General features: G+C 61.6%; 18 protein-coding genes. All 18 read left to right on the plus strand.

Annotation, left to right across the window (positions count from 1 at the left end; genetic code table 11):
* The first annotated feature begins 69 nt into the window (after nucleotides 1-69).
* Entirely contained in the window at nucleotides 70-927 is an 858-nt protein-coding gene (locus AC2D8U_RS14130; RefSeq protein WP_484619714.1) for a type IV pilus biogenesis protein PilM, read from the plus strand.
* Complete coding sequence (locus AC2D8U_RS14135) at nucleotides 911-1,525, plus strand: PilN domain-containing protein (RefSeq protein WP_484619715.1); 615 nt, start codon at nucleotides 911-913, stop codon at nucleotides 1,523-1,525. Before AC2D8U_RS14130 ends, AC2D8U_RS14135 begins: the two co-directional genes overlap by 17 nt.
* On the plus strand, nucleotides 1,522-2,196 hold the full coding sequence (gene gspM, locus AC2D8U_RS14140) for a type II secretion system protein GspM (protein WP_484619716.1): 675 nt from the start codon (nucleotides 1,522-1,524) through the stop codon (nucleotides 2,194-2,196). Before AC2D8U_RS14135 ends, gspM begins: the two co-directional genes overlap by 4 nt.
* Entirely contained in the window at nucleotides 2,153-2,467 is a 315-nt protein-coding gene (locus AC2D8U_RS14145; protein ID WP_484619717.1) for a hypothetical protein, read from the plus strand. Before gspM ends, AC2D8U_RS14145 begins: the two co-directional genes overlap by 44 nt.
* Nucleotides 2,458-4,107, plus strand: coding sequence for a pilus (MSHA type) biogenesis protein MshL (mshL, locus tag AC2D8U_RS14150; protein WP_484619718.1), 1,650 nt, complete (start codon nucleotides 2,458-2,460; stop codon nucleotides 4,105-4,107). Before AC2D8U_RS14145 ends, mshL begins: the two co-directional genes overlap by 10 nt.
* 128 nt (nucleotides 4,108-4,235) lie before the next feature.
* On the plus strand, nucleotides 4,236-5,150 hold the full coding sequence (locus tag AC2D8U_RS14155; RefSeq protein ID WP_484619719.1) for an ExeA family protein: 915 nt from the start codon (nucleotides 4,236-4,238) through the stop codon (nucleotides 5,148-5,150).
* On the plus strand, nucleotides 5,147-6,343 hold the full coding sequence (locus AC2D8U_RS14160; protein WP_484619720.1) for a tetratricopeptide repeat protein: 1,197 nt from the start codon (nucleotides 5,147-5,149) through the stop codon (nucleotides 6,341-6,343). The genes AC2D8U_RS14155 and AC2D8U_RS14160 overlap by 4 nt, the downstream gene beginning before the upstream one ends.
* Nucleotides 6,340-8,103, plus strand: coding sequence for a GspE/PulE family protein (locus AC2D8U_RS14165; RefSeq protein ID WP_484619721.1), 1,764 nt, complete (start codon nucleotides 6,340-6,342; stop codon nucleotides 8,101-8,103). Before AC2D8U_RS14160 ends, AC2D8U_RS14165 begins: the two co-directional genes overlap by 4 nt.
* Before the next feature lie 2 nt (nucleotides 8,104-8,105).
* Nucleotides 8,106-9,323: a type II secretion system F family protein gene (locus AC2D8U_RS14170; RefSeq protein WP_484619722.1), complete on the plus strand. Its 1,218-nt coding sequence runs from the start codon at nucleotides 8,106-8,108 to the stop codon at nucleotides 9,321-9,323.
* On the plus strand, nucleotides 9,304-9,774 hold the full coding sequence (locus AC2D8U_RS14175; protein WP_484619723.1) for a hypothetical protein: 471 nt from the start codon (nucleotides 9,304-9,306) through the stop codon (nucleotides 9,772-9,774). Before AC2D8U_RS14170 ends, AC2D8U_RS14175 begins: the two co-directional genes overlap by 20 nt.
* Nucleotides 9,775-9,912: 138 nt before the next feature.
* Entirely contained in the window at nucleotides 9,913-10,494 is a 582-nt protein-coding gene (locus AC2D8U_RS14180; RefSeq protein ID WP_484619724.1) for a type II secretion system protein, read from the plus strand.
* Nucleotides 10,495-10,563: 69 nt separating this feature from the next.
* Nucleotides 10,564-11,061 carry a type II secretion system protein gene (locus AC2D8U_RS14185; protein ID WP_484619725.1) on the plus strand — a complete coding sequence of 166 codons (498 nt, stop codon included), beginning with the start codon at nucleotides 10,564-10,566 and terminating at the stop codon, nucleotides 11,059-11,061.
* Between the two features lie 20 nt (nucleotides 11,062-11,081).
* Complete coding sequence (locus AC2D8U_RS14190) at nucleotides 11,082-11,525, plus strand: type II secretion system protein (protein ID WP_484619726.1); 444 nt, start codon at nucleotides 11,082-11,084, stop codon at nucleotides 11,523-11,525.
* Nucleotides 11,515-12,132: a hypothetical protein gene (locus AC2D8U_RS14195; protein WP_484619727.1), complete on the plus strand. Its 618-nt coding sequence runs from the start codon at nucleotides 11,515-11,517 to the stop codon at nucleotides 12,130-12,132. The genes AC2D8U_RS14190 and AC2D8U_RS14195 overlap by 11 nt, the downstream gene beginning before the upstream one ends.
* Complete coding sequence (locus tag AC2D8U_RS14200; RefSeq protein WP_484619728.1) at nucleotides 12,132-12,917, plus strand: prepilin-type N-terminal cleavage/methylation domain-containing protein; 786 nt, start codon at nucleotides 12,132-12,134, stop codon at nucleotides 12,915-12,917. The genes AC2D8U_RS14195 and AC2D8U_RS14200 overlap by 1 nt, the downstream gene beginning before the upstream one ends.
* Entirely contained in the window at nucleotides 12,901-13,383 is a 483-nt protein-coding gene (locus AC2D8U_RS14205) for a pilus assembly PilX family protein (protein ID WP_484619729.1), read from the plus strand. Before AC2D8U_RS14200 ends, AC2D8U_RS14205 begins: the two co-directional genes overlap by 17 nt.
* A complete protein-coding gene (locus tag AC2D8U_RS14210; protein WP_484619730.1) occupies nucleotides 13,376-16,876 on the plus strand; it encodes a DUF6701 domain-containing protein in 3,501 nt (1,166 codons plus the stop codon). The genes AC2D8U_RS14205 and AC2D8U_RS14210 overlap by 8 nt, the downstream gene beginning before the upstream one ends.
* Before the next feature lie 151 nt (nucleotides 16,877-17,027).
* On the plus strand, nucleotides 17,028-18,071 hold the full coding sequence (locus AC2D8U_RS14215) for a rod shape-determining protein (protein ID WP_484619731.1): 1,044 nt from the start codon (nucleotides 17,028-17,030) through the stop codon (nucleotides 18,069-18,071).
* Nucleotides 18,072-18,078: the final 7 nt, after the last annotated feature.

The raw sequence follows: 18,078 nt of genomic DNA on the forward strand, positions 1-18,078 counted from the left end.
ATCGATGTAAAAGGCGTTAGTCGCACGGCATCTTGCTGTGGAGCCATCTCGTTAAGTGAAGGACACACGGTGCTGACAGGAATTAGGAAAGGGGCCCGTCCACTGGTCGGCGCCTGTTTGATGGCCGGGGAGCGTCTGAGGATCTCCGGACCGCAGGACGATTTCAACCTGGAATTGAATGACGCCTCTGCATGGGCGAAGGCGGGCAAGCGCTTGGGGCAGGCCCGCATTCAGCTGGTACTCACCGGCGAGCACTATCGTCTGCTGCTGATGGATCCCATCGCTGGTATCGGCGAGCCGGAGCAGGCACAGGCGCTGCGTTTCCCCGCCCACCAGTTATGCGGGATCCCCTTGGAAGATCTTCGTCTGGATTACGTTCAGTTACCGGTTCAACCGGCGGACAGTCACAAGATCCAGGTGGTCGTTACCCATGCCAAACCGTTGGGTGAATGGGTCCGTCAGGCGGATAGGGCGGATCTGCGCCTGGACTTCGTGACCATCGAAGAGCTTGCCCTGCTGGATCTGCTTCCTCTCCAGCCTCAGCCCCATGTGATCCTCTGGCACTTGCCCAACCAGCCACTAAAACTGATGTTGGCACAGGCCGGGCGCCTGCTGTTGACACGGAATATACGTGGATTCAACCATTTACCCGACTTGAGCGCCGAGGAACTGCAGCAGGGCCTGTTCGATGCCCTGTTGCTGGAGTTGCAACGCTCCATGGATTATCTGGAACGTCAGCTCCGTCTTGCCCCCGCTCAGGGGGTTACACTCCTGCTGCCATTTGCCCAGCAACAGGTATTGTCGCCCCTGCTGGAACAGGCCCTGGGTTTGCCGATCCAGTGTTTGACGGATGCCGAGCGGGATCCTTACGGGGTGATGGCTTATGCCGCCGCCATGGCGCGGGGGGACGATGAAGACACGCATTAATCTGTTCGAACCTGCCATGTTGCCTCCTAAGCCCAGGCTGAGCCTGGGGCGGACCCTGTTGGTTGCCGTGCTGCTGGTCTTGGGATTGACCTTGGTGAGTCACCAACTCGTGAGTCAGCGTCAGCAGGCGCAGGCAAAGCTGGCCGAAAGCCAGCAACGCCAGCAGGGCTTGTCCCAACAGTTGGCCGAGGGCACCCGTGCCCTGGCAGAGCACCAACCCAGTGCGTCATTGCAGGACAGCCTGGCTCAGAGCCGGGCCAAGCTGGCGGGAATGAAGCGTCTGGTGGTTCTGTTAGAGCAGGATGAATTGTTGATCCAGCCAGGCTTTTCCAACCTGATGCAGGATCTGTCCGGCAGTGCCAACCGCGATGTCTGGTTGCAGCAATTTGATGTGGCCAGTGCCGAATTGAGGCTGCAGGGCGAGGCACGTCAGGCTGCGGCGGTACCGGCCTGGATCGATCGACTGGGCAGTCAGCCCTCGTTAAAGGGGCGAGTGCTGAGCCAGCTGGTGATAGAAGGGGGCGGTGATGGACCGGTGCAGTTTGTGGCGGGCCACGGCCTGGTCGCCTCACCGCAGGAAGGCGGAGGCAACTTATGAGGGCCTGGTTGCTGTTGCAGGAGCGCTTTGCCTTGTTGAGCCGGCGGGAGCGGGGGCTGATCGCCATCGCCGTTTGGGTCAGCATCATCCTGGTGGGTTTCAGCCTGTTTGTGGATCCCATCCGAATCGCGACGCAGCGTGCCGAGGAGCGGGCGCGCCATGCTGAGCAGGATAACGATCAGCTGGACACGCAGCTGGCTCAGATCCGTGCCCAGCTGGCCCAAGATCCTGACCGGGCATTGCAGCAGGAGTTGGTGCAGGTTGAGCGTCAGCTGGCCCAACTCCGCACGGAGCTGGAACGGGATCTGGTGGACCTGGTTCTGCCCGAGCAGATGGCGGGCTCTCTTGCCGCTTTATTGGGGCAGGCCAAGGAGGTCAGCCTGATCCGGCTGGAGATCCTGCCCAGTGAAGCCCTGCTTCCGGAGGGGGGGCTTTACCGGCATGGAGTCCTGTTGGAGCTGGAGGGAGGGTATTTCGAATTGATGGCCGCTCTTCGGCGCATGGAGCAGATGGAACAGCGTTTTTACTGGCGTACGCTCAGTTACCGGGTACAGAACTATCCCAGGGCGCGACTGCAGTTGCAGCTCGATACCCTGGGAACCGAGGAGGAACCGATCCGTGTGGGCCATGATCATACTGCTGATGCTGGCGTTTCCCGCCAGCGCCACTGAGTTACGGGTGGGGATCGATCCCACCGAGCCACCTGACTGGCACCGTCCTACCGCCGAAACGGTAAGGGCAGAAGGGCCGCTGCAGTCGATCCTGATCCAGAACGGTCAGAAACTGGTCGTGATCGGCGGGCAAACCCTGAGGGAGGGCGATCCCTGGGGAGGAAAGAGGATCCAAACGATTTATCCGGATCGGGTGCTGTTGAGCGACGGTCGCGTGCTGCGACTGTTTCCCGATCTGAGTCAATTGAGCCAGGAGGGCCAATGGGAATAAGGCAGGGATGGCTTGGCATCAGCCTGGGAATGGTGCTGGTACTGGCGGGGTGTCAAAACCTGCCCAGCGACCGTCCGGCACCGGCTCAGAGCAAGCAGGCATTGCAGGAAGCGATGGAACCATCGGCGACAACGCCGCCTCCCCCATTACCCGGGGCTGTGCAACAGGCGTTAAGTGCGCCGATCCTTGCCGCCCCCGAGCGTCCACGAGGCCCCTTGATCGACGTGGCCGCCAATGGGGTGGATGCTCAGCTGTTTTTCGCCAGCCTGGTGAAAGACAGCGGGGACAATGTGGCCGTGCATCCCGGCGTGAGCGGGAAGATCTCGTTAAACCTGAGGGCGGTCACCCTCGAGGAGGTGCTGGAAACGGTACGGGATCTCTACGGCTACGACGTTCGGCGCCAGGGACGGGTGTTGCAGGTTTACCCGGCGGGCTTACGCAGTGAAACTTTCCCTGTGGATTATCTGCTGATGCAGCGCAATGGGGTGAGTTTGACCACGGTCAATGCAGGCCGGATCAGCGATCAGGAGCGAGGTGGTAATCTGCGTCAAACGGACAGTGACACCCGTCAGAGTGGTAACCGGCAGGGCAGCAATAGGAATGGCGGCCAGTCCAACCTCAACAACGGCACCTTTATCGAGACACGCACCGAAACCGATTTCTGGAAGCAGCTCGAGGCCCTGCTGGCACGGATGATCGGCAGTGGTGAGGGTCGCTCCGTATTGGCCCTGCCCCAGGCAGGGCTGGTCACAGTTCAGGCCTATCCGGATGAGCTGCGCCAGGTGGAGCGTTTCCTCCAGCGAGCCCAGCAGAACCTTTCCCGTCAGGTGGTGCTGGAGGCCCGGATCCTGGAGGTGCGCCTCAGCGACGGCTATCAGCAGGGGATCGAATGGGATGGGATCATTGGCACCATGGCCAGTGGCGGTCGCGTGACCGTCAGTGGCAACACCACGGCCGGTAATTTTGGTGATCCCATCACAGATGCCATCGGGGGCTTGATGGGCCTGAGTTTTACCGGCACGGATTTCAGCGCCGTGGTGACCCTGCTCGATACCCAGGGGGACGTGGATACCCTCTCCAGCCCCAGAGTGACGGCGATCAACAACCAAAAGGCGGTGATCAAGGTTGGCACCGACGAGTACTTCGTCACCGACGTGAGCAGCACCACGGTAGCGTCTACCACCCCGGTGACCACACCAGATGTGGAGCTGACCCCCTTCTTCTCCGGGATTGCCCTGGATGTGACGCCACAGATCGGCGAAGGGGGCGATGTATTGCTGCATGTGCACCCCTCGGTCACCGAGATCTCTGAGCAGACCAAGGTGATCACTGTGACTGGGGACGAGCTGTCTCTGCCCCTGGCACAGAGCCAGATCCGTGAAACCGATACCCTGATCCGGGCGCGAAGTGGTGATGTGGTGGTGATCGGCGGCCTGATGAAGACAATCAAGGAGCAGACCGAATCCCGAGTGCCTCTGCTGGGTCATATCCCGATTCTAGGGGAGCTGTTTACCAACCGTTCCAACTTCACGAGCAAGACCGAGCTGGTGATCTTGCTGCGGCCCGTGGTGGTGGAGCCCAATACCTGGGATCAACAGTTGCGTCGCAGTGCCAATACCCTGGATGACTGGTATCCGTAAAAGTTACTAGGCATTAACTACTAGAACCTGGGCGCTTTCCTCGAGCCTAGGTTTTATCCCTAGGATCTCGGACGCCCTCAGCAGTCAATTTGGTCGAAGTCATGATGGACAAGGATGCGAATTAAAGGATGTATTTGTACCACTTCGGTCTGAACCGACTGCCATTCACCCTGACGCCCAATACGCAGTTTTATTGCGATCTGCAGCCCCATCAGGAGGCCCTTCAGGTGCTGCATACGGCCCTGGCGGTGGGGGAGGGGTTTATCAAGGTGACCGGCGAAGTGGGCACGGGCAAGACCCTGTTGTGCAGAAAGTTGATCAATGAACTGGATGGGCAATACCAGATCGCCTACCTGCCGAATCCCACCCTGGATCCCCGAGAGATGCGCCAAGCCCTGGCGACCGAGTTGGGGCTGACGGTGGATGGGGGAGAGGATCAGCTCAATGCCCGGATCGGCGAATGCCTGATGGCCAGTGCCATGGCCAATCGTCCCGTGGTGTTGATCCTGGATGAAGCCCAGGCCCTCTCCGATGAGACATTGGAGGCGCTGCGTCTGTTGTCCAACCTGGAGACAGAAACCTTTAAATTGATGCACCTGGTGTTGTTCGGTCAACCCGAGTTGGATCAGCGCCTGGCGCGGCCTCAGTTACGCCAGTTGCGCCAGCGCATCACCTTCTCCTATACCCTGCGCGGGCTCTGTGTGCAGGAGTGTTATGACTATCTCAACCACAGGATACGGATCGCCGGTTACCGAGGCGAGCCTCTGCTGAGCCAGGGATTGTGTCGTCAGATGTGGCTGGCCAGTGGCGGTGTTCCCCGGTTGCTCAATGTCCTGGCGCATAAAGTCCTGCTGCTGGCCTATGGCGACAATGTGTGCCGCCCTGTTCGTGCTCATCTGCGTCGGGCCGTGGCGGATACCGAGGCGGCCCGCCCACTGAGATGGTTTGGCTTGGCGCATGTCAGGGAGCTGGGACTGGGGCTGTTGCTGGTGCTGGTGGTGGTGGGACTGGGCCTGCGTTGGACTGGAGGTGCCGGGCCATGAGTGTGATAAACCAGGCATTGAAAAGGCTTGAACAGAGGGGGCAGGATGGGATCCCTGCTCAGATCCCACGGGCTAACGCAGTCAAGGGGCGACGACGCATGATTTGGCCCTGGGCGTTACTGCTCCTGCCCCTGTTGGCCTGGATCTGGTGGCCCTTGATCCAGGGCTGGCTGGCCCCGCTCGTCTTCCCCACGGAGTCGGCAGGGATCGCGGCACGGCATTCTGGCATTGAGGGAGCACCTGTCATCAATGAGACGGCCGCGCCCTCTGGTGCCCTCGGCCCGGATCGGCTTCCCGAAGCGGGGCGGCACTCTCAAGCAATAGGTCCTGATCAGACACCGGCCGGCATCGAGTTCGATGCCGAGGCTTTGGCCTCAGCAGGGAGTGAGTCCGAAGCCGTTGAAGCGCCGGCTCTCATCCCCGCAAGGGGACAAGCCGGGCCTGTGCCGGATGGAGCCGACGGGCCGATAGAGCCGAAGACGCTTTCCACGACCGCCGCACTTCGCCCTTTATCTGAGCCCTCCCCGGAGCTTTCCCCCGAGCCTTCCTCAACACTCGAGGCTTCCAGTACTGCGGCTTCGCTTGCGGTCAAGCCGACCCCCCTGAGTGATACGCAGCGAGCGGCAAGGGCCTGGCAGAGCTGGCAGGCATTGGATGACGCCCAGCGGCGTCGACGCATCGAGCTGGGCACGGCCCAGTCGCAACTGGGTCAGATCCTGGCCTGGGATCCGCTGCATCACGAGGCGCGTTATGCCTGGATCGAGGCTCATCCCCAGGCTCAACGACCCGAGCTGTGGCTCAAGGCGTTGACCTATGCCCCGCAACAGGCGGGTTATGCCCTGGCCTTGGCCCAGTGGTACTGGGGGGCGGGCAATGAGGTTGAGGCAAATACCTGGTTGGCGCACAGCGCCAGCTTGGCGATCGATCCCAGTCGGCGCAGCCAAAGGGCAGCCCTGGCGCAGCAGATGGGCCAGCACACCCAGGCTATTGAGGACTGGCGCTGGTTGTTGCAACAGTCTTCGGTTACGCCCCGTGGACACTGGTGGTTGGGGCTGGGCTACAGCCTGGAACATCACGGCGATGGGGCGATGGCCCAGCAGGCGTATCGTCAGGCACTGAGCAGCCCTGGGCTGTCGATGGAAGCGGTGCAGTACGCGCGACAGCGTCTGAGTGTAATGGGAGGGGAGCGGTGAATATCAAGTTAAAGCGCCGGTTGGGGGATCTTCTGGTCGACGAAGGGGTGTTGAGCAGGCCGGATCTGCAACGGGCGCTGGAGGCCCAGAAACACAGCGGCCGAAAGTTGGGCAAGACCCTGGTGGAGCTCAAGCTGATCAGCGAGTTTCAGTTGTTGGAGTTTCTTGCTCAGCAGATGAAGATCCCCTTCCTGGATCTCAGTCGCCAGCATATTGCTGAGGAGCAGGTGGCCCTGTTGCCCGAGGTGCATGCCCGTCGTTACCGGGCGCTCGTGGTGGCGGCGGATCACGAGAGTGTGACCCTGGCGATGAGTGATCCGGCGGATCTGGCCGCCCTGGATACCCTGGAGGCCCTGTTGGCGCCCAGGGAGATCAAGCTGGCTGTGGCCACCGAAGATCAGCTGGTGGATGCCTTCGATCATCTTTATCGTCATACCGACAAGATTGTTTCCATCGCTGGTGAGTTGCAGGAGCAATACGGCGAGTCACAGGATTTCAGCCTCTCCTCCCTGCTGGGCAGTGCGGACGATAAAGAGGCCGCGGTGGTGCGTCTGCTGCAGTCGATTTTCGACGATGCGGTGCAGGTGCGGGCCTCGGATATTCATATCGAGCCCGATGACAAGGTGCTGAGGATCCGCTACCGGGTTGATGGTCAGTTGATGGAAAATACCCTGGAGGAGTACCGGGTCGCCGCAGCCCTGGTGTTGCGGATCAAGCTGATGGCCGGGCTGGATATCTCGGAAAAACGCCTGCCTCAGGATGGTCGTTTCCAGGCCACGGTGAAGGGCCATGAGATCGATGTGCGGGTTTCCACCATGCCAACCCAGCATGGAGAGTCCGTGGTGATGCGTTTGCTGGATCACTCCATGGGCCTGTTGCAGCTGGAAAAGACCGGGATGCCCGAGGCGATCCTCGAGCGTTTGCGGGCCCAGATCCGGCGCCCCCATGGCATGCTGTTGATCACAGGCCCCACGGGCTCGGGGAAGACCACTTCCCTCTATGGCTTGCTCAATGAACTGAACCAGGCCAGCAACAAGATCATCACGGTGGAAGATCCGGTGGAGTATCGTCTGCCCCGGATCAGCCAGGTCCAGGTAAACAACAAGATTGATCTGAACTTTGCCACCGTGCTGCGCACCGCCCTGCGTCAGGATCCGGACATCATCATGGTGGGGGAGATGCGGGATCAGGAAACCGTGGAGATCGGCCTGCGGGGCGCCCTGACCGGCCATCTGGTGTTGTCGACCCTGCACACCAACGATGCCATCAGCTCCACCCTGCGCCTGATCGATATGGGGGCGGCGCCCTACCTGGTAGCCAGTGCCTTGCGTGCCGTGGTGGCCCAGCGCCTGGTGCGACGGGTTTGCTATCACTGTGAGGTCGAAGCGGTGCCGACGCCGGGGCAGCAGGCCTGGCTGAGCCATGTTGGGGGTGAGCAGCTGGCTTCTGCCACCTTCCATCGAGGCCAGGGCTGTCGTCGTTGCCACCAGACCGGCTTCCAGGGGCGGATCGGGGTGTTTGAGTTGCTCGAGTTCGATGATGCTTTGGTGGAGGCGCTGCTGCAGGGGGATCCTCGTCATTTTGCCCAGGTGGCGCGGCGCCATAGGGGATTCCGACCCCTGGCGTTGGCCGCTTTAGATTATGCCGTGGCCGGGATCACCACCCTGGAGGAGGCGATGCGGCTGGCCGAAGATGTCACCGAGCCGGGCCAGAGCCTGAGTGAGCGGCTGTTGTCATCCCACGATGGTGAGGAGGGCTGAGCATGCCCCGTTACCGCTATACCGGACGGGATCCTCAAGGGGCGTTGGCCAGAGGGGAACTGGAGGCATCCAGCTCGGAGGCCGCGGCCGAACAGCTGCAGCGCCGGGGGATAGTCCCCTTGTCTCTGGAGGCCTTTAGCGCGCGCGTGTCGCTGGACTGGCGCGCCGCATTGCAGCCGAAGATCCCCCTGTCCGTGCTGATGTTGTTCACCCGTCAGATGCAGTCCCTGATGCGCTCCGGGATCCCTCTGCTGCAGTCCCTGGGCGGGCTGGCACAGGGGCAGAGCCACCCCAGGATGCGGGCCACCCTGTTGGACTTGCAGGAGCAGCTGGTCTCAGGACGGCCCCTTTCCAGCGCCATGAGCTCTCATCCCAAGGTGTTCTCCCAGATGTACGTGGCCATGGTGCATGTGGGGGAGAATACGGGAAACCTGGATCAGGCGTTTGAGCACCTTTATCACCATCTGGAGACGGAGCAGGACACCCGCCGCCGACTCAGTGCGGCGATGCGTTATCCCGTGATGGTTTTGATGGTGATCGCCGTGGCCATGGTGGTGTTAAACCTTATGGTGATCCCCAAGTTCGCCCAGATGTTTGCCCGCTTCAATGCCGAGTTGCCCCTGCCCACTCGGATCCTGATCGGCACTTCCGAGCTGTTTGTTCATTACTGGCCCCTGATGTTGTTGGGCAGCCTGCTCGCCGTGGGTTGGGGGCTCTGGTACGTCCGCAGCGACCAAGGGGCCCTGCGCTGGGATCGGCTCAAGCTGAAACTCCCCCTGGTGGGGACCTTGATCCAGCGGGCGACCCTGAGCCGCTTTGGCCGCAGCCTGTCGATGATGTTGCGGGGCGGGGTGCCCATCAACCAGTCATTGCAGCTGGTGGCCGAGGCCGTGGACAACCGCCATATGGGGGCACGCATCGTCGAGATGCGCCGCAGTATCGAGCAGGGGGAGAGCCTGCGGCGGGCGGCGGGGTCGAGCGAACTCTTTACTCCCCTGGTGCTGCAGATGCTGGCGGTGGGGGAGGAGACGGGCCGTACCGATGAGCTGTTGGACGATATGGCGGAATTTTACGACCGGGAAGTGGATTACGAACTCAAGGCGATGACCGCCAAGATCGAACCGATCCTGATGATCATCGTGGCGGGGATCGTGGTGGTGCTGGCCCTGGGGATCTACCTGCCGATGTGGGACATGCTCAATGCGGTCCAGGGACGCTAGGACGGGAGCGTCTGCGCTGCCCCTTGGCCTCCTGCGCTTGGCCGGAGTGAGTCTGGTCCTGGTGCTGCTGATGCTGCCCCTGTCCCGCTTGGCCCATGATCCTGCGGTGGGGATCGTGCCTGAACTCGCACAGCAGCGCTTCCTCGATTCCCTGGACAGTGTTCGAGGTTGGTGGTTGTTGCAGACGCCGCCCGCCGACGGGCAGGCGTTGGACTGGATGTCGCCGGATGGCACCCGGGAGCGGCTTCGGCTGGAACGGGGTTGGCCCCAGCCCCAGCCCCAGTCCATAGCGGGGTGTACGCAATTGTGGCGAAGCCTTATGGGGACGCCCGCCCAAAGCTGGCTGGTGTCCTCGGTAATGGACGACGGTGACTGCGTGTTTCGCCTGCAGGGCGGGGCGAGGCTGGTGTACGTACCGGCAACCGGCAGTGTTTTGTTGTCACCCTTCTGACGGTGACAACATTTTGTCTCCTGGGCTGGTGCACCGTGCAACTTTGTGCGAACGTATCAGTAACTTAATCTCCCTTGTGAGGGGGATGGCGAAATGAATGAATGTCAGTACGGTTTTGATGACCATGGAGAGGAGCGGATGAGAGCAAAACAGAGTGGTTTTACCTTTGTCGAGCTGGTGATCGTGATCGTGATCCTGGGACTGCTTGCCGCGGTGGCCCTGCCCCGATTCCTCGATGTGACCGATGAGGCGGAGCGGGCGGCGTCGGAGGGCGTTGGCGGCGGCTTTGCCTCGGCGGTGGGGATCGTCCGGGCCAACTGGGAAGTGGAAGGGCGTCCGGCTGGGACCACGACCCTGGACGGAGTGCCCCTGGCAGTAAACCAGTTTGGTTACCCCTCGGGGGGGGCGGCCGCCAATGCCATGAGCCGGGTTGCCTGCCGGGAGGCCTTTAACGCCATCCTGCAGAGCCCACCCACCTCGGCACTGGCTAACGCCGATGCCCGTGAGGCCCGTTACGCCGTCGGCGTCGAAGATGGTACAGGTGGCAGCGTGACCGCGCCCGATGGCAGCACGGTGGCCAACGTGGATCTCTGCGTTTTCCACCTGACCTCCACCCTGAACCTCAATGGCAATGGGGTGCCCGGCAGTGCCACGCCAAGCGATGGTAAGGGCTTTACCTACAACCCGGCCAGCGGCCAGGTGGTCAGCTTCAGCAATTGAGTGAGGGCTCCTAGGAGCTTGATTTAAAGCATTTATCTGTAGTGGTTCTGAGAGATAAGGAAGAGAAGAATGAAGAGACAACAAGGCTTTACCCTGATCGAACTGGTGGTGGTGATCATCATCCTGGGCATTCTGGCGGTGACCGCCGCACCCAAGTTTATCAACTTGCAGAGCGATGCGCGGGCGGCAGCATTACAGGGGGCCAAGGGCGCGCTACAGGGGGCGAATAGCCTTATTTATGCTAAGGCCGCAATCGAAGGGCTCGAGGGGGAAGATTGCTCAGCTACTTCGCCTGACGGGGATTGCCCAGTGGAGGTTACAGGTGGAACGGTAGCCGCTAAGTATGGTTCAGTTCCACTTGACGCCGCAGCAATTCGGTTTGCTGCAGAGCTGGCTGATACTGAATGGACAGTCGTCTTAAATGGTGCTGCGGCGCACATTTATCAAGTAGGTTCCAATTATGCTAGCGCTGCCACAGTAAGTGGAGATGACAGTTGTCACTTGATCTATACCCCAGCGACGGCGAGTAACCCTCCAAGCTATCTCACGGTAAACGGTGGATGCTAGTTTGACTTAAAGGGGAGACCATGGCTCCTAGTCGCAGGGGCTTCACCCTGATCGAACTGGTCACGGTGATCCTGCTGATCGCCGTGCTCTCGATCACCGCGGCCCCACGTCTGCTGGGGCCCTCGGCGTTTCAGACCCAACTGGCCCGGGATACCCTGCTGGGCCAGCTGCGGTCGCTGCAGCAGTTTCGCCTGGCGGATCCGCTGCGCGGTTGTAGCTTGATGGTGAGTCCCAGCGAGTTCGTGCTGGATGGGGCGTGCCGCAGCGAGAACCTGGAATTCCAGCGGCCTTATGATCTTAAGGGCGTCAGCGTCTCCCTTGATGGCAATGACAGCTTCAGCCTGACGCTGGATGCACTGGGGCGTCCTGCCGGGGCCTGTGCCGGCGGCTGCACCCTGCAGCTGCAGGGGGCAGACTCGGCGGCGATCTGCCTCGAAGGGGAGGGTTACATCCATGCCTGCTAGTGTCCCCGCTGGCTTTAAGGCCAGGCCCACCCCTAAGCCCAACTTATCTGCATCCCATGGCTCCGCTCCTGAGTCCACACTCGGCGCGAGACATCGCCCGTGGGGTTTTACCCTGGTGGAGCTGGTGGTGGGCATGGTGGTGCTGGCCATCGCCCTGACGATGTTGATCACCCTGTTGTTTCCCCTGGCCGAGCGCTCAGCCATGGGGGTCCAGCGGGCCCGGGCGGGGCAGTTGGGCCAGGCGGTGCTGGCGGAGTTGGCGGGGCGACGGCTGGATATCGCTACCCCGGATGGGGGGGGGCCGGTGGCGAGTCTGCAGTGCTGCCCGGATCCGGTGGTGGATCCCGATCCCTCCGGCGTGTGCTGGCGCAGTGCGGCGGATCCCAGTGATCCCACCAGCTGGACCCTGCTGGATCGCTTCGATGGCTTCCGTGGGGCGGCGCAGCAGCTGTTCCCCGGCGAGGACTATGCCGGGTTTGGACTAGCAATCGCGATCCGCTGTGACGTGCCCGCCGACTGGCTGGGTGGCGGCAAGCGGATCGATGTGACGGTAACGGCCCCCGATGGCGAAACCTTTGCTTTCCGTCAGTTGCGGGGCAACTACTGATGGCCCGCACCGCTCGCGCTTTGGCTCCTGAGCGGGGCTTTACCCTGGTGGAGCTGGTGCTGGTGATCCTGTTGCTGGCGATCCTGGCCATAGGTACCACGGGCTTTATCACTCGGGGGACGGAGATCTACGTCAACAGCCAGGGTTGGCAGCAGAACCTGGGCGAGGTGCGCTACGCCGCCCAGCGGCTGAGCCGGGAGCTGCGCGATGCGGTGCCGGGGACGTTGGAAATCGACAACAGCGGCGGTCAGAGTTGCCTGAGTTTTACCCCGTTCTTGCATTCGGAGCGTTACCTGGCGGCCCCTGTGGCGACCGATCCCTCCACCCTTAGGGCCTATCCCCCTGCCTGCTGTACCGGCACCGATTGCACGGGCTGTGACGGTCTGGAGCTGTTGCTGCTGGCGGGTTATGCCGAGCATCGACGGGGGATCTCCGTGACCAGTGACGGCACAGAGGCGCTGTTCAGCCTGGACTTCCCCTTGGCCCAACAATCCTATTCTCCCGGGCGACGTTACTACCTGGTCGACGGGGCGGTGCAGTGGTGCCTGTCCGGGAGGGCACTGCAGCGCACGGCACCCGATGGCAGCGTCGCCCTGATGGCCCAAGGATTGCGCAATGATCTGGTCGCCTGTAATGCCGGTGCCTCGGGCAATGCTCAGTGCCCCTTTGCCCAGGCGGCCCCGGCTCAGCAGCGCAACAGCACGGTGCGGCTGCAGTGGTGGCTCGAAGAGGATGGGCAGGATCTGCGCTTTGTCCAGGAGGTACAGCTTGAAAATGTACCTTAAGCCTCGGGCCTCTAACCCGCTTTTACGCGCTCGCCAGCAAGGCTCGGCCCTGATCCTGGCGGTCTTCGTGATGACCGTGATGCTGCTGATGGGGGCGGCTCTGCTGCAGATGCTGGGCCAGGAGGCGGACAATGTGGGGCTGGAGGTAAGCCGAACCCGGGCCTGGGCGGCGGCCCAGAGTGGCGTGGAGTTTGGCCTGGCTCGCACACTCAATCGCGGTGTGTTGGCGGAGAGTGCCGTTGTTGCCTGTGGTGTGGTGGATACCACCGAGCTGTCCGAAGGCAGTGGTCTGCCATCGGTGGGCGATGGTGCCCTGTATGGCTGCACCGTGGCGCTTCGGTGTGAGCATCGTCCCGCCCTGGCCGATGACGATGCCCAGCACCGCTTCGTGATCGGCGCGGACGCCAGCTGCGGGGCGGATGCCTACCAGGCCCGTCGAGTGGTGGAGGTGCTGGCGTATGATTAATTGGCGATGGGTCCTCGCGGGTTGCTGGCTTTGGCTGAGTGGGGGGGCTTATGCGGCCGTGGTGCTGGGCTCCCATCCGACATATCGTTTAGCGGCGAAGATCAATGAGATCAGCCACGATGACAGCTATGTGGAGCTCTATTTCCCCAATGCCGTTGATGTAACGGGCTGGACGCTGAGCTGGTCGGCCAAGGGCGTTCACAGTGCGGCCAGTCAGGTTCTCAACTTGGCCAATATACCGGGAGGGAGTGGCGTACAGGCGGCAGGCAGTTTCCTGATCATTGACAGCGTGACACTCGACAACGTGAATGGCGAGGTCTTGCTGACCGCACCGGCAATAAATGGCGGCAACGCGAACGATGTCGTGGTGCATTACGTCAACTATGCCAATAAAGATAACGCGTCGAACAAGACGTTCTGGTCGATCACCGACGCGGATACGGGGGTTTTCATCCCCGGAGGCAACAGCGGTAACATCTGTGCCCTGCCGGACGGTTCCGAGGACAACGCCGACTGGGGGGATTGTTCAGCCTCCCGGGGAGGCCCCAACGGCGATACGCCGCTTCCCCCGGTGCTGGAATTCGGCACCCTGACCCTGTCCACCACAGGGTATACCGGCAACATCAACCCCAAGGCCGAGGCGGTGCTGACGTTCAGCAAAAGCTACAGCGAGCCGCCGGTGGTGATCGTGACCCCGGGGATCACCGAACCGGCGGCCCAGGATGGCCCGGGCACGGTAAGGGTGATCGATGTCACCACCACCCAGGCCACCATAGAGTTTGTTCAGCCACCGAGAAATCGAGTGGCCGCCAAGCCGACGTTGGAGGTGCCCTACCTGGTGATGAGTCCGGGGAGGCTGGTGCTGAACGATGCTGAAGGGGCGGGGAGGATCACCCTGGCGGCGGGGAAAGTCATTACCCAACAGCACGTGGGTGAACGCTCCGATGCCGACAACCAGGGGTACGAGGATGTGATCTTCTCTCCGGCCTTTGCGGCGACACCTGTCGTATTGACCCAGCGACAGACCGACAATAATGGCGGCTACCTTACTAGCTTTGCGATCCCTAGAGACGCAGGTCGCGCCAGGGTGACGCTGGAGGCCAGCCAGATCGCGATCACAGTGACCGAAAGAGAGACCGTCGGCTGGCTGGCGGTGTCTGGCAGTGGCACCGTCCTGCATGATGGCCAAAGCTGGGTGGTTGAGTCCGGATTCGGGTCGAACAATACCCGTCGGGGGGATCGCTCGCCGGATGGACAGTGTGCCCATCTGAATACGTTTAACGAGTCCTTCGGGGAGGCTCCGCTGCTGTATCACAACAAGCAGGAGCGTCGGGGTGACGATGGGGGATGGGCACGTACCTGCCGGCTGGAGGCCGAGACCTTCTCCGTGGTGGTTGACGAAGATCAGGCGGCATCCCCAAATCGTAATCACTTTGATGAAAAGGTTGGCTATCTGGCTATCGGTCCGGCCGGGGTGACCACGAATCACTATCGCTTGATCCACAGCGGTGAAGGGATCACCTGTCGTGGCACCGAGGTGACCCTGAAGGCCTGCCAGGATACGAACTGCACCCAGCCTCTGACGACGGATACCACGGTGATCCTGAGTCCGAGCGCGGGCTGGACCCATGAAGATGGCACGGCCATCCCCGGTGGCCTCGTTACGTTCAACGATACCCTTACCCTGAAACTCTGGTCCGGCAGCCTGGGCCCTCAGCCGGTTTCCTTGTTGCCACCGGGCAGCAGCACCTGGGATTGTGTGGTGGGCTCACAGGCGCCGGGGCAGGCGTGTGACATTAACGTCGTGGACAGCATGTTGCTGCTGGAGCCGGGTCAGCCCTTAGGCTGTCACGATGAAACTCTGACGGTCTCGGCGATCCACACCAGTGATACGGATCCTCGGATCTGCCTGGCTGATGTGGTGGGCCCCCAAACGGTGATCTTTACCTTGGCGCCCCAGATCCCGGCCGATCCCGTAGACAGTTCAAGCTTTACCCTTGGGGGCACGACACTAGCTTTTAATACGGATGATACGCGAAACCTCACCTTTGATGCCCAGGGAGAAGCGAGCCTGCCCTATCGCTACAGTGATGTGGGCACCCATACCCTGTCGGCCCGTTACCAGCGGGATGAGGCGGGGGAGACGATCACCCTCAGCGGCAGCACGGATCTGGTGTTTGCCCCGGCGGGCTTTCATATCACCTCGGCTGATGCCTGCTCTGCGGCCGATGCCTCCTGCCCCGTGTTTGCCAAGGCGGGGGAGCCGTTCGACCTCTCCGTCACGGCGGCCTGTTACCAGCAGGCCAATGACAGCGACTTCTCCGACAACCCGGTGGCACAGAACTTTATCTCCACCACAGATCTGGCGCTGGCACCTAAGGTAGTGGCCCCCAGTGGCGGGGCGGTGGCGACGACCAGCATCGATGGCAAGGTGAGCCTGCCCTTTGTCGCGGCGGATCACGGCGAGGCGACCGTCTCTGCCCGCATCGGTGAGGTGGGGGTGTTCGAGTGGGGACTGGATGGGGACGTGGAATACCATGGCCGCACTATCCCGGCCTCTTACCACTCCAGTGAGCCCATTGGGCGCTTTACCCCCGCCTACCTGGCGGTGTCGGACAATGATCCGGTGCTGGATCCCTTCTGTGGTGGCTTTACCTATCTGGCTCAGCCCATGGGCTTTTTCAGGGAGCCGGTGCTGACCCTGTCCGGTCGAAACCGCGAGGGGGAAGCGACGGCGAACTACCGGGATGGGTTCTGGCGTTTCACTAACCCAACCCTGCCCCGTGATTATGCCGATCTGGGCCTGCAGCCGGATCCCAACGGGATCGATGAGACGACATCGGGGTCGGTGAGTCCGGATGCGGCACGGCGCCAGTTGTCCCTGATCGGGGTCGAACTGGCCTACCAAAGGGACGCCACCCTGTTGGACCTGGGCCCGGAACCGTTTGCCGCCGATCTGTCGATCACCTTCGAGGCCGACGGCCTGGAGGACGACGATGGGATCTGCTATCGCACCGCCTGGGACGACGTGAACTGCTTGGACTATGAGATCGGCGGGGTCGGTGGTACCGAGCTGCGCTACGGCCGCCTGATCTTGTCCAATGTGTTTGGAGCGGAAAACCAGGATCTGACCCTGCCGCTGCTGGCCCAGCATTTCGAAGCCGGCTATTTTCGAGCCAATGCGCTGGACAGTTGTACCGGCTTTGATGCTGATGAAGTGCTCAGTACCGACGCGTCGGTCAGTCTCAGCGGCAGTGGCACTTTGAGTCAGGGCCTTGGCAGTTTGACGGTGAATGCCGCCCATCGGTTTGTCACGGATCCACCGGCCCAGCTGGAATATCTGCTGGGTTTCCCCCACTGGCTGCAATGGTATTGGGGCAGAAGTGACTGCACCGGCACAGATCCTTTATGTAACCCCAAAGCTCAAGCCAGTTTTGGTCGCTATCGTGGTCATGACAAGGTGATCTATCGAAGGGAGATCGAAGCACAGTAACCACTTACGCACTTTTCACCGGCTTGGCCGCTGAGTGCGTTATATGACGGGCCGCAAACCGAGCGCAGATGCGGCTTGTGCCACCCCGGACCGGTTGGTAAAGTGTGCTCAATTTCCCCTCTCCCTCAGTTTCTACTTACGGGTCTGGTACATGTTTAAAAAAGTTCGTGGTCTGTTTTCTAACGACCTATCAATCGATTTGGGTACTGCTAACACCCTGATTTATGTAAAAGAGCAGGGGATCGTCTTGAATGAACCCTCAGTGGTTGCGATCCGTCAGGAGCGTGCCTCCGGCCCTAAGAGTGTTGCGGCCGTCGGTCACGACGCCAAGCAGATGCTCGGTCGTACTCCGGGTAATATCACTGCGATCCGTCCCATGAAGGACGGCGTGATCGCCGATTTTTACGTCACCGAGAAGATGCTGCAGCACTTTATCAAGTCTGTGCACAACAACGGTGTGTTCCGCCCCAGCCCGCGCGTGCTGGTGTGCGTCCCTTGCGGCTCTACTCAGGTGGAGCGTCGTGCCATTCGCGAATCCGCCATGGGTGCGGGTGCCCGCGAGGTTTACCTGATCGATGAGCCGATGGCGGCCGCCATCGGTGCCGGCCTGCCGGTGTCCGAAGCCACCGGCTCCATGGTGGTGGATATCGGTGGTGGTACCACAGAGGTGGCCATCATCTCCCTGAACGGTGTGGTGTACTCCTCCTCCGTTCGCGTCGGTGGTGACAAGTTTGACGAGGCCATCGTCAACTATGTTCGTCGTAACTATGGCTCCTTGATCGGCGATGCCACGGCCGAGCGCATCAAGCATGAGATCGGCTCCGCCTATCCGGGTGATGAAGTGCGCGAAATTGAAGTGCGTGGTCGTAACCTGGCAGAAGGTGTGCCGCGCAGCTTCACCCTGAACTCCAACGAGATCCTGGAGGCGCTGCAGGAGCCACTGTCCGGCATCGTGTCCGCCGTGATGACGGCCCTGGAGCAGTCGCCGCCGGAACTGGCTTCCGACATCTCCGAGCGTGGCATGGTGCTGACCGGTGGTGGTGCCCTGGTGAAAGATCTGGATCGCCTGCTGCAGGAAGAGACCGGCATTCCGGTTGTGGTTGCTGACGATCCGCTGACCTGTGTGGCCCGTGGTGGCGGCAAGGCACTGGAAATGATCGACATGCACGGCGGTGATCTCTTCTCCGACGAATAACGGGATC

It is taken from the genome of Ferrimonas sp. YIN67, from assembly GCF_057219095.1.

Bases quoted from the DNA above. Each gene is read 5' to 3' on its own strand.
- AC2D8U_RS14175 (WP_484619723.1), top strand. From the start codon at position 9,304: ATGCGGTCCAGGGACGCTAGGACGGGAGCGTCTGCGCTGCCCCTTGGC.
- AC2D8U_RS14185 (WP_484619725.1), top strand. From the start codon at position 10,564: ATGAAGAGACAACAAGGCTTTACCCTGATCGAACTGGTGGTGGTGATC.
- AC2D8U_RS14210 (WP_484619730.1), top strand. From the start codon at position 13,376: ATGATTAATTGGCGATGGGTCCTCGCGGGTTGCTGGCTTTGGCTGAGT.
- AC2D8U_RS14195 (WP_484619727.1), top strand. From the start codon at position 11,515: ATGCCTGCTAGTGTCCCCGCTGGCTTTAAGGCCAGGCCCACCCCTAAG.
- AC2D8U_RS14200 (WP_484619728.1), top strand. From the start codon at position 12,132: ATGGCCCGCACCGCTCGCGCTTTGGCTCCTGAGCGGGGCTTTACCCTG.
- AC2D8U_RS14160 (WP_484619720.1), top strand. From the start codon at position 5,147: ATGAGTGTGATAAACCAGGCATTGAAAAGGCTTGAACAGAGGGGGCAG.
- AC2D8U_RS14170 (WP_484619722.1), top strand. From the start codon at position 8,106: ATGCCCCGTTACCGCTATACCGGACGGGATCCTCAAGGGGCGTTGGCC.
- AC2D8U_RS14135 (WP_484619715.1), top strand. From the start codon at position 911: ATGAAGACACGCATTAATCTGTTCGAACCTGCCATGTTGCCTCCTAAG.
- gspM (WP_484619716.1), top strand. From the start codon at position 1,522: ATGAGGGCCTGGTTGCTGTTGCAGGAGCGCTTTGCCTTGTTGAGCCGG.
- AC2D8U_RS14155 (WP_484619719.1), top strand. From the start codon at position 4,236: ATGTATTTGTACCACTTCGGTCTGAACCGACTGCCATTCACCCTGACG.
- AC2D8U_RS14190 (WP_484619726.1), top strand. From the start codon at position 11,082: ATGGCTCCTAGTCGCAGGGGCTTCACCCTGATCGAACTGGTCACGGTG.
- AC2D8U_RS14145 (WP_484619717.1), top strand. From the start codon at position 2,153: ATGATCATACTGCTGATGCTGGCGTTTCCCGCCAGCGCCACTGAGTTA.
- mshL (WP_484619718.1), top strand. From the start codon at position 2,458: ATGGGAATAAGGCAGGGATGGCTTGGCATCAGCCTGGGAATGGTGCTG.
- AC2D8U_RS14180 (WP_484619724.1), top strand. From the start codon at position 9,913: ATGAGAGCAAAACAGAGTGGTTTTACCTTTGTCGAGCTGGTGATCGTG.
- AC2D8U_RS14215 (WP_484619731.1), top strand. From the start codon at position 17,028: ATGTTTAAAAAAGTTCGTGGTCTGTTTTCTAACGACCTATCAATCGAT.